This window comes from Cupriavidus sp. SK-4 (genome assembly GCF_000611125.1).
GTDB lineage: Bacteria > Pseudomonadota > Gammaproteobacteria > Burkholderiales > Burkholderiaceae > Cupriavidus > Cupriavidus necator.
Genome location: NZ_JFJW01000243.1, coordinates 1 through 12353 on the forward strand (window position 1 = coordinate 1; position 12353 = coordinate 12353).

Below are 12353 nucleotides of genomic sequence, written 5' to 3' on the forward strand. Positions count from 1 at the left end.
TACTGACGGGCGGTGTTCATTCCATCTCCCCTCCCTCGGCCTCCGACCGCCGCCTTATGGCGGAAAGGGCGGGGATTCCTTCGGCGCTACGCGATGAGTTGCGCAGTCGCTGCGGTGGGTTCCTGCTTCACCGAGCGGCCCGACTGCACCGACTCTCCACAGGCAGCAACGCGGTGTCCCCGCGCCAGAATGTTGATCGCTCCGACCACATCTGCGTTTTCCTCGAATCCGCACTCGACGCAGCGGAATCTTGCCTGCGTCGTACGGTTTTGCGCCGACACCTGACCGCAGCACGGACACGTCCGGCTCGTGTTCTGCGGTGGCACAGCGATAAGCCAGCCCCCGTTACACGCCAGCTTATATTCCAACTGCCGGCGGAACTCGAACCAGCCCTGGTCGAGAATGGACTTGTTCAGGCCTGACTTAGCCCGAACATTCGCGCCTGGGCTTTTGCCTGTTCCCGCCGCCGACCTGGACATGCTCCGTACCTGCAAGTCCTCGATACAGGCCATCGCGTGGTTTTTGCTGATCGTGGCCGTGGCCTTGTGCAGGTAGTCGCGGCGGGCGTTGCCGATGCGGGCGTGGATGCGCTGGACTCTGGCTTTCGCCTTCCTCCAGTTGGCGCTGAACTTCGTCTTGCGACTCATCGCCCGCTGAGCGCGGCGCAGTCTGGCTTCGTGCCGTTTGAAACTGTGGAGCGGAGCGAGGAACGTACCATTGCTGAACGTAGCGAATCGGGTAATGCCAACATCGATGCCGACTGCGCTGGTTGCTTGCGGCACCGGCTTTTCCACCTCACGCGCGGTCTGGATCGAGACAAACCACTTGCCGGCATGCAGAGATACCGTGGCGTTGCGCACCTCGCCAGGCACATCCCGGCTGCTGCGGTAGCGAATCCATCCGAGCTTGGGCAGGAAGATGCGACTGTTGGCCTGATCCAGCTTGATCTGCTTCCGGTCGGGGTAGCGAAAGCTGTCGCGCTGCCCCTTCTTCTTGAAGCGAGGATGTGCGGCCCGTCTAGCGAAAAAGTTCTTGTAGGCTCGCTCCAGATCCTTGAGCGCATGTTGCAGCGGGTGCACTGGGGAGTCCTTGAGCCAAGGTGTTCCAGGTCCATTGCGCCACTCGGTGAGACGCTTTGCCATCGCCACATAGCTGATGAACTTGCCGCCTGCCCTGTAGTTTTCGATCTGTAGCGCCAGCGCCTTGTTGTAGACGAACCGGCACGATCCGGCGAATCGGCGCATGTCGCGCTGCTGCTCACCGCGCGGCATCAGTTCGAACTTGAAGGCCTGGAGTCGTTGCATCTGGCCAATGTACAGGTAGCCGACGAGCCCAAACGTGAAACTCTGTAAGGTCGCTACTGTGTCTGTACTGACGCACGATCTCGATGAGCGCTCCGACGCAACTTCCGGCGAAGTGGGATGGCAACCATAGCGCACCACCACACAGTTTCTGGCGGATAAGCCATCGAGCAGAAGAGGATGCCACATTAGACGGTTACGGAGGCATTGAGCCGCCTCACCGTCGCGCTATCCTTCCCCGCCCTGAAGGGCGGAGTATGCCGCGCTTCTCGATCAATAAATCAGCGGCACATCAACGCCAACCGGAGCGACATATTCAGTCATCCGACGGCGGGACAGATCCATGTGGGCGCGCACGATCTCTCCGGCTGCGTCCGCATCATGACGTTCGATGGCATCGATGATCTGATCGTGCTGGCTGACAGCCTTGCCGAGATCCGCGTGCATATCGGTGGTGGTCGGATGCCGATAGAAGATTTTTCCAACGGCGCAGGCTCGGCATCAGATAAGGGTTGTGCGCCATCTTCCCGATCTGAAGGTGAAACTGATCGATCCCCAGAGCTCTGGCTATGTCGGTCCGATTGTTCCGCCAGTGGGTCAGCTATCCTCACTCAGCTTCCAGAATGTTGAGGTAAACGCCAAGTACCAGATTGGCGCAGCCTATTGGGTAGGGGCGATGTACACCTATACGCGCGCCAGCTTCAATGCCACCTCTGGCAAGCAGCATCCAACTTATCATTCGGTCGGCCTGATGGCCGATTACCTGCTGTCGAAGCGAACGGACATCTACGTGCAGGGCATGTACCAGCATGTTGGTGGCGATGCAACAGGTTCCGTGCTCGACGCCGCCTATGTTGCCGGTGCTGCCATTGTCTCGTCCAACCGGAACCAGCTGCTGCTACGGGCCGGAGTTCGTCATTTCTTTTGAGGGTAGGTCTGAGTCAATGCCCCGCCCCCCGGATCGAATCCGGCGAGAAATACGCTTCGCTGAACTGCGGACTGTTGTTCAGGCGTACCGGCTTGCCTTCATTGGTCAGCCGGTCCGCCAGATAGGAGCCAGCGGTGAGGTCGTGATAGAACGCCACTGCCGGGTAGTAGCGCCGTGCATCGTAGGCGAAGAGCGACGATTGCATATTGGTCCGCCACAACTGGCCGCGGGCATCGTAGTTGTCGGCAAGCACGGCCATCCAGGTGTCCTCGTCCAGGTACAGCACGCGCTTCGCGTACTGATGCCGGAAGCCTGGCTTCAGTTTGGCTTCGAGCACCCAGACGCGGTGCAGTTCGTAGCGGACAAGGTCGGGTGCCGCATGGTTGGGGCCCAGCAGCTCGGCGTACTTGACGGCGGGATCGGCCAGCTTGTAGTTGTGGTAGGGGATATAGATCTCCCGCTTGCCGACAATCTTCCAGTCGTAGCGCTCGCCTGAGCCATTGAACAGGCGGTCATCGTCCACGGTGCGGAAGCCGCCCGGCCCGAGCGGCTGGTCGAAGCCGAACTCGGGTGCCTGCCGCACCCGGCGCGTGCCGGGATTGTATTGCCAGGTCCTGGCCGTATCTGAACCTTCGCGATCCCAGAAATTGTGGGAGACGATGATATTGCCGCGTTCGCGCAAAGGCAGTTTGGTCTCGACGCGGGCGAAGGTCCGGTTGATCAGGGGCGAGCCTTTCTCGAATGCGCTGCCGTTGACCGGCGACCAGATGTCATATTTCCACTTGCCCCACGCGATCTTGCCGTCGCGATACACCACGGCCTGGTCGTAGACGGCTGCCTCTTCGGCAATGGCGGAAGAGAAGCGAAGGTTCCACATCAGCTCCAGGCCATTCTTGGGAACGGGAAAGGGCGCGGTCGGCGGATAGTCCTTGAGGCCGTTCGCGTCGCTCGTCAGCTGCGTGGCGGGGGCGTGGTGCTGGATCGCCTTGTAGACGGCATCGCCATAGCGAAAGTCGCGATGGCTGGGGTAGATCGCCATCTTGAAGGTTGCCGGGTACAGCCTGAACATGGCGAGCTGCCCGTCGCTCAGGCGGGCACGGTACTGCTCCAGGTTCTGGGCCGTGATCGTTGCCAGCGGTTGTTCCGACGCATAGGGATCGGGATACGCATCGCCCGGCCGGAACGCCAGGCCTGCGGGCGCGGCCTGCCACTTGCCGCTCCAAGCGGGGATGCTGCCGTCCTTGTTGGCGGACCGTTCGGCGCCCATTGGCGTGAGCGGGCCGTCCAGGCGCTTGACCTCATCAGGCGTCATCGCGGCAAGGGAAGGCGCGTTGATTTGTGAGGCGGCTAGCACCGCACCGGCGATCGTGCATAGCAGGAGGGCTTTGCTCTTCATTGTGTCTCCTCGGATTTCAATGGTGTTATGGTCATGCTCCAGCATTGGCTGGCTCGGCGATACGCAGCACCAGCTTGCTTGCCGCCTTGCCCGACTGGACCAGATCGAGTGCGCGCCCCGCGTGTTCCAGCGGCAGGCATTCGATGCGGGGCGGTCGCAGGCGCCCGCTGCCGAGCAGCGCTGCGATCTCGCGCAGCCGCGCGCCGCTGGGCATTTTGCTGAACGCCACCGCGGTGCGGACGCCGCGCTGCGCGGCTGCGGCAGGATCCGGGCCGTTGTCGCCACTGACCAGCGTCAGGATGGCGACAAGGATGCCGCCGGGCCTGAGCAGGTCCATGCCGTTCGGCAGGGTGCCGCAGCCAACGGCGTCCAGTACCAGGTCGACGCCAGCCGGCGCCCATGCCCGCATGGCGGCAGCGATGTCGCCGCCGCGGTAGTCGATTGCCAGGTCGCACCCGAGCGCCATCAGTTCGTCGCGGCGTGCCGCGCTGCAGGTGGCAGCGACGGTTGCGCCGGCCGCCTTTGCCAGTTGCACGGCAAACGTGCCGACCGCGCCGGCACCGCCATGAACCAGCACCGTCTGGCCTGGCTTGAGTCCGCCTTCGTCGAAGAGTCCCGTCCAGGCGGCCAGCGCCGGGGTCGGGACTGCGGCGGCTTCGGCAAATCCCAGGTTGTCGGGAATCGGCACCACACAATCCTGGCTGACCGCAACGTACTCGGCATAGGAACCCCACTTACCTGCGCCGACCCCGGTTTGCGCGAACACGCGCTGTCCCAGGACGAAATCCTTGACGCCGCTTCCCACCGCTGCCACGACGCCGCTGGCATCGAAGCCGATCACGAGCGGGAAGCTGTACTGCATGAAGTGGCTCAGATAGCCTTCGCGGCATTTCCAGTCAGCTGGATTCACGCCGGCACAGGCCACGCGGATCAGGACTTCGCCGGCAGCGGGTTCCGGCCTCGGGAGGTCTCCAAGCCTGAGTACGTCGGGTCCCCCGGTACGGTCAATGACGACAGCGCGCATGCTCTTCTCCATGGGCTTACTTTGCGGACAGTTCTTGGCTCAAACCGGGATGTGCCCAGGACGGGATCACGGGCCGTGGCAGCATGCCCTGGCCATCAAGCGTACGGACGTCCAGCCCGTGCGCCAGGGGGAAGTGCAGGCTATGGGCGATGTGGCCGGTGCGCAGCCGGGCCGGCACGCTGCAGAGTGCAAGCGCCGTTTCCACCAGGTACTCCACTGGCTCGGTGGGATAGCCGTCCGGGATATAGCGCTCGCTCCCTGGCGTGCGGATCGCCGTGCTCGGCGCTACGGAATTGACCGCGATATTGTCGGCCTCCAGTTCCGCTGCCAGGCCCTCGGTGAACCGGTTGATGGCGGCTTTGACCGCGGCGTAGGCCGTGACCCCGCCAGCCCGGTCAAAATCCTGATATGGGCGAGCAGGCGACAGGGCGGTGACGGAGCCCAGGTTCAGGATCCACCCCGCGCCGCGCGTGCGCATCAGCGGGATCGCTGCACGGCTGAGCACGAAGGGGATGCGCAAGTAGTGCTCGACCGTCCTGTCGAAGATCTCCAGCGGCATCGATTCGATGCTGCTGTATTCCGCCATGCCGGCATTGTTGACCAGGATGTCGAGACCGCCTGCAACCCTTGCTGCCTGCGCCACCAGGTCGTTGCGCTGCGCCGGGTCCTCGAGATCCGCCGCCAGCGCGATGGCACTGCCCCCTTGCCGCGTGATCTGGCCAACCGTCTCGGCCAGCGTGCCAGGTTCGTCCTCGGACTCGCCTGCGCGCCGTGCCGTGGCAACCACCAGCGCGCCCTCTGCGGCGAAGCGCTGCGCAATGGCGCGGCCGATGCCGCGGCTGGCGCCGGTTACCAGCGCAATCTTTCCTGTCAGTGTTCCGTGTGCGATCATGGCGCGTATTCCTCTGTGCGGTTGTGGTTGGCAATCAGGCTTGTCGCGAGCGGGCAGAAGGCGTGGGAGATCGCCTGGACTGTCCATTCGGGAAACTCGGGGTCGAACCATCGGTCGACGTGGCCCCAATGGAAGGGGTGCATCAGGTATTCGCCCAGCAGGTCGTCTGCGCTGGCGAATTCCTGCTGCCAGACATGGGTCCATGTGCCGGGCGACAAGACGCGGGCAAGCCGCCAGTTGAGGATGCCGGGCATGTACTCGGGCATCCGCAGCAGGTCCTGCTCAAGACCGCTGACCTGCCAGTCCAGCGCTTCAGGCCGGACCTGGAACATCAGTGTGCGCCAGATCCCGTGGCGCAACTGAGGGGCGCGCAGTCCGCCCGAGATCGGGTAATAGGCGACGCTATCCACCTCTGCCATGCCGGCCAGCGCGGCAGCCAGGCCGTCGGCGTGACCGGGCGAGCCGGATGCAGTCGGGTCGAATTGCAGGTCGAGCGTGTAGTCGCCAGCCCCCCAGCTTCCCGCCAGGTTCCTGCCAATCGCCACATGGCGCAGGCCCGGCAGTGTTTCAATGCGCGCAAGCAGGGCTTGCTCCTGTGTGCACGTCCCGGCGCTGAAGCCGGCGTGCAATCGCACCTGTGCTGTCTCAAGCCGCATCGCAATGCTCCTTGCGCTGGGGCAGCGCAGCTGTCGCATCGGCCATCACATGGCGGCGGCGCGCTTCACACAGCGTGTCGACTGTCGACCAGAAGGCGAGCACCGGGGCATCGATGCTTGCGCGCATGGCGTAGTAAGTCGGCGCATCCGCCACTTGCCACAGCAGCCACAACGTATTGGGTGCATCTTCCAGCGCCACGGGCGGCGACACCCAGCGCTGCAGCAGCGCCAGTCCCCTGGCGGCGCTGCCGGGCAGGTACTGGCTTTCCAGCAGGCTCAGCACAGTGGGCAGATGCCCGGGCGCGAGCACGATTTCATCGAGTATGTGGATCATGGTGTGTCTAACGCGGCGTCGGCAGGGCAGCAGGGCTGAGATGCCGGAGCCGGGGGTTTGCGGGAGGGAAGCGCGGTTATGGGTTGTCCCGTATAGGCATGGTGTTCATCGCATGGCAACCTCCATCGCCCAGGCCGTGCGCAAGCTGCTGCGCGGGTGGAAGTGCCGGGATGATTATGGGAGGCCAGGCCGCACCGGATCCCCACCCGAACGATCAACCATCGCTACCGAAGCAATCAGGACGAGCGCCCATGAATGCCCACATACCGGGGAATCCCGTACCTGTTCCGCACGGCATGGTGCAGCGCTTGCTTGACGAACTGAAGCGGCAGGGCGTAGAGGTTCCACCTGCCGCCGGCACATCCGGGCATGCGCCGCCCGCCAGGTTCACCGCGCTCTATCGCGCCGCGATCGAGCGGCTGGAGGCCCTGGTCGCCAAAGGCAACGGCCACCCCCCGATGCGCAAGCAGGAAGTGGACTTGTTGTGCCGTTGCGTATTGAGCAGCCAGACGCTGAGGGAGGCGATCCGCTGCGCGGCCGATTTCTGCGCGATGCTGTATCCGCGTGCCGGTGCGCTCAGCCTCGGGCAAGGCGCAGGCCAGGCGGTGTTCCGCATGGATTCGCTGCGGCGTGCGAACTCCTCCGCGGCTTGCCTGGTGGACCTGACCGGGCTCTTCTTCTATATGCTGCTGTTCGGCTGGCTGGTCGGCCAGCCGCTACGCCCGACCCACGTCTACCTGGCGCATCCCCGGCGCGAGGACGCCATGCCTTTCCTGGGCTTGTTCCATGCCGCGGTCACGTCCGGGGCCCAGACCTACGGATTCGAATTCGATGAGGCCTTGCTCGACCGCCCGGTCGTGCGCCAGGCCGCGGAGCTCGACGCCTTCCTGGAAGACTTTCCTTACCGGCTGATCGGTGCGCCGGTCGAGGTCGTATCACTGAGCCAGCAGGTGCACGGCATCCTGCATGCAGCGCTGGTGCATGGCGCGCGGCTGCCGACGCTGGCTGAACTGGCCATGCGCTTTGACGTGAGCGAACCGACCCTGCGCCGCCGTCTCGCTGCCGACGGCAGCAGCTACCGGGTGCTGCGCGAACACAGCCTGCAGGAGTACGCCGAACAATGCCTGTGCACGACCAACTGGCCGGTAGGAAGAATCGCGGAGCAGCTTGGCTTTGCCAGCGAGGAGGCGTTTCGGCGGGCGTTCCAGCGCTGGACCGGGCATGCGCCGACGCGCTTCAGGCGGGAAAGCAGGGGGTAATTCCAGCTGTCGGCGATAGCGAACAGGTTGCGCGCGGCCAGTTACGTGCGACGCGGCAGAAGCACGTCAAACGCGGTCCCTGTCTGGTCGGAGCGCGCCTCGATCGATCCCTGATGGGCCTTGGTAATCTCGCTCACTATATACAGCCCGAGTCCGAGGCCGTCCACGTTTTTGTGCTCCTGATCCGGGCCTCTCCTCAGCGGATCAAAAAGGCGCTGCAGCGACAGCGGGTCAATGGCGGGACCACTGTTCCTGACCTCGAGACGGACTTCCGCGTCATGGCCGGTGACTACAACGCGGACCGGCTCGTCCGGCGCGCCATACCTTATCGCATTGAGCACCAGATTAGAAAGCAGTTGCTGCAGGCGCGGACCGTCCCAAATACCCTGCACGTTGTCCTTCACCTCAAGATCGATGCGGCGGGCCGGATGAGCTGTACGCAACTGGTCCACGGTATCGGCAACCAAGTCAGCCAGATCGACGTCGTCAGGCGTGATGTTGATACCCAGGCCGAGTTTCGTTCGGTTGTAATCGCACAGGTCATCCAGAAGAGAATTCATGCGGGAACCACTTCGAATCAGCCGGGCTGCAGCTTCCGATACCTTCTCCCCCGCGTTCAGCGCCGCCAGATATATGAGGCGGTCGTCTGGATGGTCTGCAGTGGGCTGCGCATATCGTGCCCAACCATGCCGAGCAACAGGTCGCGAGCCTGCTCTACCTCCGAATGGAAAAAATCCACGGACTCCGCGACTGCCTGGTCGATAGCCTCGTTGAACCGCATTACTTCGTCCAGATCCGGGGCGGCCGGCTGACATTCGTCAATCCACAAGCGCAGCACGCTGGCGCGCAGCGCCCGGTACTCAGCGACCAGTTGATTGATGTTGAAGCCACCGCGCGCGCGCATGAGGGCGTGTGTTTGTGCAGCGGTTTCCGGCGCACCGAGTAGCCTGGGGGCCTGCCCCATTTATTTTTCGCGTTGAGCTTCCCTCGTTTGCGGGGTCAACAAATCCTTCGCCACGGCTTGCAGGATCTGCGGTGCGTGGTCACGCAGCGCGAGGGAGTCCATGCTTCTTGCTGCCGGCAGCAGGGTGGTCGCAAACTCCTCCCATACCGCCACAATGCGCCCTGTATTCCGCAAGATGAAGTCAGCTAGTCGCATGTCTGCCCCTGAAGCAACTGAGCAAGCCCCGGAAATGCACTCTTGAGAATTTATCTTAGGCTAGTTGTCGGCGGTTCCAAGTAGCGTCGGAGACGGCCTGGAATGACCGATGCGGCACAAACGTCGGTTGACCCATGGGGCGAAATTCGTCTCCCGCGATCCCTGGCGGCCCGTTCAGCGCCGTTGCAGGCCGCCGGACCTGTGCTTCCTGACCGCACGCAGCACCAGGCCCGCCAGCACCGCGACGACCGCCAGGATGCCGATGGCAATAAGGAAAGGTAAGGGCCGGTCGATTGCCAGGCTTTCCCCGGCCACGACGATACCCAACGCATAGCCCGCTTCGGCGATGGCCATCGCGGCCAGGAATTTGCGGAAGGGGTAATGCATGGAGCCGAACAGATAACCGGGAATTTCCGACGGAACCGCGATACAGAACAGCAGCACCGCCCAGAACTTCATGCGCTGCGACACGTAGTCCTGGTATTTCGCCAGCTTGTCCTCGTAACCACTGCGGGCGAGCAATGGATAGGCCAGGCGGCCGATGCCGAAGGCGGCCACAGCGCCCAGCAGCCAGCCGCCCCAGAGCAGAACAATGGTGAGCGGCTTGCCCCACACCTCGGTGGCCGGCGGCACCAGGACCACGCTCGAGGCGAAGGCGAGCATGGCAGACAGGGCCGAGAACAGGAAGAAGACCAGCGCGCCTGCCGCGGGGTGCTGTTCCATTGTCGCCCGCGCCCAATCGATGGCCTGGTCGACGAAGGCCTTGAACGGAGGCGACAGGACGACCAGGCCAATCAGCACCGCCGCGGCGCCGACTGCAAGCCAGAACCAGACGGTGCGCCGATTGGCAGACAATTTGCTCACCATACGAAATTAGAACCGCGGGCCGGGCCAAAGTTTCGAGGCGACTTTTCAGCCCGGTCCGCGGCATCCCCGAATGCGATGCGTCCGGCCCGGCCTCAGTCTTCCAGCTTCAACCCGGTCTTCTTGACGAAGCTGTGCCAGCGCTCGTATTGCTCGCGCGCATAGCGGTCTACGGTGGGACCATCGGTGGCCATGACCTCGAAGCCGGCCGCGGTCAGCACGAGTAGGCCTCGAAGTCCGGGAACCCGGACTCGATGACGGTTGGAACATCGGGCAGGTCCGGCAGGCGGCGCGCGCCCGTCACGGCCAGCGGCTTGATCTTGTTGGCAGAGATCTGGCCCTTCAGGGCCGCGTAGCTCAGCAGCGTGATGCTGGACACATTACCCAGCACTGCCTGGACCGCGGGGCCCCCGCCGGCGTACGGCACGTGCATCAACTCGACCCGGGCCTGTCGCTTCAGGTCCTCGGCCACAAGATGATTCATCGAGCCAAGCCCGGTGGAGGCGTAGCTGTATTTGGACGGCTCACGCCGCGCAGCGTCGAGGAAGCTGCGCAGGTCCTTGCCAGGAACGGTGGGCGATGCGCCGATCACGAGCGGGAAGCGCACGGCAAACGTGACGCCAGTGAAGTCCTTGAACGTGTCATAGGGGAGCCTGGACTTCGCCACGGGGTTGATCGCATGCGTATCGAAGGCGACCAGCAGGGTATTGCCGTCCGGCGCGGAGCGAGCCACGTACTGGGTGGCGACCTGGCTGGCTGCGCCGGGCCGGTTTTCGATGACCACGGGCCGCCCGGCCGCCTCCGCCAGTTTCGGCTGGATGATGCGTGCGGCAATGTCGGTGCTGCCGCCGGGCGGGAAGGTGACCACCAGCTTCAGTGGCGTGGCATTGTCAGGCCCTGCTGCTGCCGTTGTCAGCGGCAGCAGCAGGCAGGCAAGGGCCACCACGCCGGCACCAAGCGCTTTCTGGCGGCCTGGTGCCGCAAGTCGGCTAGACATAGATACCTCTCCCATCGTTGAGCTTCGGTTCGGATCAGATAAGCGTTCTGGACATGGCCTGGATGTCAGCCCATCCACTGGCTCACGGGTGCGGCGGTGTCCTGCAGTTCTTGTGAAATCACGTCGACCAGCGCCGGACCATCATGCTCCAGCGCCGCGCGGATCGCGGCATCGAGCTGTCCCGGGTCTTCCACGCGCCAGGCCTTGATGCCGAACGCCTCGGCAACGCGCGCGTGGTCCGTGCGGCTGAAATCGACCGAGAAGTAGCGTTGCTCGTAGCCGGCCTTCTGGCTTGCCTTGATCCATCCATATACTGCGTTCGAGAACACGATCATCTTCAGCGGAATCTTGCGTCGCGTCAGCGTTTCCATCTCGCCGCAGGTAAAGCCGAAGCTGCCGTCGCCCATGACCGAGACCACGGTCGCACGCGGGCGCCCAACGGCCGCGCCGATCCCGGCCGACATCGAGAAGCCAAGGGCGCCATGGGCGCGGTTGGTGATGAAATGGCGTCCAGGCTTGCTGGCGTTGTAATACGCGGAGAAATACGGGCAGGGCGTGCCGGGGTCAGCCACCACGATGGCGTCATCCGGCAGCAGCCGGTTGAGCGCATCCACCACGCGTTCCGGTTTGATCGGCACATCGAGCGAGGCCGCCAGCGGTGCGAAGGCGGCAAGCTTGGCGGCACGCGCGGCACCGGCCAGCGCGGCGCCGTCGGCGGCGTCGGACGGGCGGTGGGCCAGGCGGTCGCTCACGGCGGTGTTGAGCGCCTTCAGGGCGAGCAGGGCATCGCCAACCATGGCGACATCAGTGCGGTAGTTCGCGGCAATCACCATCGGATCGGCATCGAGATGCAGGATTGCGATGTCCCGCGACGGGAAGCGCCAGTGCTCGGTGGTGGTCGAGCCGGCGCGGCAGCCGATGAACAGCACGGCATCGGCCTTGGCGACGATCTCGCGCGTGGCCATGATGCCGCCATTGGCACCGACCACGCCGGCATTCAGCGGATGGGTGTCGGCCAGGCTGCCTTGCCCGCTGACGGTGGTGAAGACCGGGGCATTCAGCATGCCGGCCAGCGCTTCCAGTTCTGCGCAGGCGCCAGAGATGACCACGCCACCACCGCAGATGATGACCGGCAGGCGCGCTGCGACTTGGCGAACGCAGATTCCGCGTTGAGATAATCGTGTATCACTTTGCGCAAGATCTCGGCGGTGTCGCCGAGTAATGCAGCATTCCCGTCTTTGTTGACGTAGTGAACAGTCGCGAATCCACGCTGAGTGTCGTACAGCGCGACGATCAGGTGCCCAGAGTTCTCCGGGTCGGTCATCCGCCCCAGTATATATGGGCGATCATCGATCCGCAGCGGTAGCATTGCTGAAGCTGTCGTCGGTGGTGGCACGTCACCATGCGTCTGTCCGTTAGGGAGCTTATCTTTGACCCAGTCAGGGACTACTTCATTGCCATGGCGCAGGCTCAGGGAAAGCGCGTCGCGAAACGCTGGAGTTGTCGCGTAGACCCATTTCCTTATACAGAAGTCATGAGTGCG

General features: G+C 63.9%; 9 protein-coding genes and 5 pseudogenes. 2 read left to right on the forward strand and 12 right to left on the reverse strand.

All coding sequences use genetic code 11. From position 1 onward, the window contains the following. Window positions 1-86: 86 nt before the first annotated feature. Window positions 87-1304 (reverse strand): RNA-guided endonuclease TnpB family protein, encoded by a 1218-nt coding sequence (locus tag CF68_RS35050; protein WP_035828254.1) that lies wholly within the window; start codon window positions 1302-1304, stop codon window positions 87-89. Between the two features lie 270 nt (window positions 1305-1574). Then, window positions 1575-1869: pseudogene (locus CF68_RS35055) on the reverse strand (FCD domain-containing protein); the annotation flags it as partial. Between CF68_RS35055 and CF68_RS35060 the strand changes: the two are divergent. After that, window positions 1852-2229 (forward strand): annotated as a pseudogene (locus CF68_RS35060) (porin); the annotation flags it as partial. The pseudogenes CF68_RS35055 and CF68_RS35060 sit on opposite strands and share 18 nt — an antisense overlap. Window positions 2230-2242: 13 nt before the next feature. Here CF68_RS35060 and CF68_RS35065 read toward each other — a convergent pair. The 5 genes from CF68_RS35065 to CF68_RS35085 are packed head-to-tail and all read right to left on the reverse strand — an operon-like array spanning window position 2243 to window position 6531. Continuing rightward, window positions 2243-3625, reverse strand: coding sequence for a DUF1329 domain-containing protein (locus tag CF68_RS35065; protein ID WP_035828257.1), 1383 nt, complete (start codon window positions 3623-3625; stop codon window positions 2243-2245). Between the two features lie 31 nt (window positions 3626-3656). Then, complete coding sequence (locus CF68_RS35070) at window positions 3657-4649, reverse strand: NADP-dependent oxidoreductase (RefSeq protein ID WP_035828259.1); 993 nt, start codon at window positions 4647-4649, stop codon at window positions 3657-3659. Window positions 4650-4665: 16 nt separating this feature from the next. Further along, a complete protein-coding gene (locus CF68_RS35075) occupies window positions 4666-5541 on the reverse strand; it encodes an SDR family NAD(P)-dependent oxidoreductase (protein ID WP_035828262.1) in 876 nt (291 codons plus the stop codon). Beyond that, on the reverse strand, window positions 5538-6197 hold the full coding sequence (locus tag CF68_RS35080; RefSeq protein ID WP_035828264.1) for a Dabb family protein: 660 nt from the start codon (window positions 6195-6197) through the stop codon (window positions 5538-5540). Before CF68_RS35080 ends, CF68_RS35075 begins: the two co-directional genes overlap by 4 nt. After that, complete coding sequence (locus CF68_RS35085; RefSeq protein WP_035828266.1) at window positions 6187-6531, reverse strand: hypothetical protein; 345 nt, start codon at window positions 6529-6531, stop codon at window positions 6187-6189. The genes CF68_RS35080 and CF68_RS35085 overlap by 11 nt, the downstream gene beginning before the upstream one ends. A gap of 251 nt (window positions 6532-6782) precedes the next feature. Here CF68_RS35085 and CF68_RS35090 point away from each other — a divergent pair, with 251 nt between their 5' ends. Further along, entirely contained in the window at window positions 6783-7790 is a 1008-nt protein-coding gene (locus CF68_RS35090) for an AraC family transcriptional regulator (protein ID WP_235206001.1), read from the forward strand. Window positions 7791-7831: 41 nt separating this feature from the next. Here the strand turns inward: CF68_RS35090 and CF68_RS35095 are convergent. The 5 genes and pseudogenes from CF68_RS35095 to CF68_RS37590 all read right to left on the reverse strand — a co-directional run. Then, a pseudogene (locus tag CF68_RS35095) lies at window positions 7832-8949 on the reverse strand (sensor histidine kinase). Window positions 8950-9123: 174 nt separating this feature from the next. Next, on the reverse strand, window positions 9124-9816 hold the full coding sequence (locus tag CF68_RS35100) for a TVP38/TMEM64 family protein (RefSeq protein WP_035828270.1): 693 nt from the start codon (window positions 9814-9816) through the stop codon (window positions 9124-9126). Between the two features lie 92 nt (window positions 9817-9908). After that, window positions 9909-10810 (reverse strand): annotated as a pseudogene (locus CF68_RS35105) (tripartite tricarboxylate transporter substrate-binding protein). Between the two features lie 65 nt (window positions 10811-10875). Continuing rightward, window positions 10876-11964 (reverse strand): annotated as a pseudogene (locus CF68_RS35110) (thiamine pyrophosphate-binding protein); the annotation flags it as partial. Then, the coding region (locus CF68_RS37590; protein ID WP_161786898.1) for a hypothetical protein at window positions 11868-12353 on the reverse strand (486 nt) is incomplete at its 5' end. The gene CF68_RS37590 and the pseudogene CF68_RS35110, both read right to left, overlap by 97 nt.

What these genes read in the sequence shown, in the direction of transcription:
- CF68_RS35050 (WP_035828254.1), bottom strand. Translation starts at nt 1,304, where the DNA reads ATGCAACGACTCCAGGCCTTCAAGTTCGAACTGATGCCGCGCGGTGAG.
- CF68_RS35075 (WP_035828262.1), bottom strand. Translation starts at nt 5,541, where the DNA reads ATGATCGCACACGGAACACTGACAGGAAAGATTGCGCTGGTAACCGGC.
- CF68_RS35100 (WP_035828270.1), bottom strand. Translation starts at nt 9,816, where the DNA reads ATGGTGAGCAAATTGTCTGCCAATCGGCGCACCGTCTGGTTCTGGCTT.
- CF68_RS35090 (WP_235206001.1), top strand. Translation starts at nt 6,783, where the DNA reads ATGAATGCCCACATACCGGGGAATCCCGTACCTGTTCCGCACGGCATG.
- CF68_RS35065 (WP_035828257.1), bottom strand. Translation starts at nt 3,625, where the DNA reads ATGAAGAGCAAAGCCCTCCTGCTATGCACGATCGCCGGTGCGGTGCTA.
- CF68_RS35080 (WP_035828264.1), bottom strand. Translation starts at nt 6,197, where the DNA reads ATGCGGCTTGAGACAGCACAGGTGCGATTGCACGCCGGCTTCAGCGCC.
- CF68_RS35085 (WP_035828266.1), bottom strand. Translation starts at nt 6,531, where the DNA reads ATGATCCACATACTCGATGAAATCGTGCTCGCGCCCGGGCATCTGCCC.
- CF68_RS35070 (WP_035828259.1), bottom strand. Translation starts at nt 4,649, where the DNA reads ATGCGCGCTGTCGTCATTGACCGTACCGGGGGACCCGACGTACTCAGG.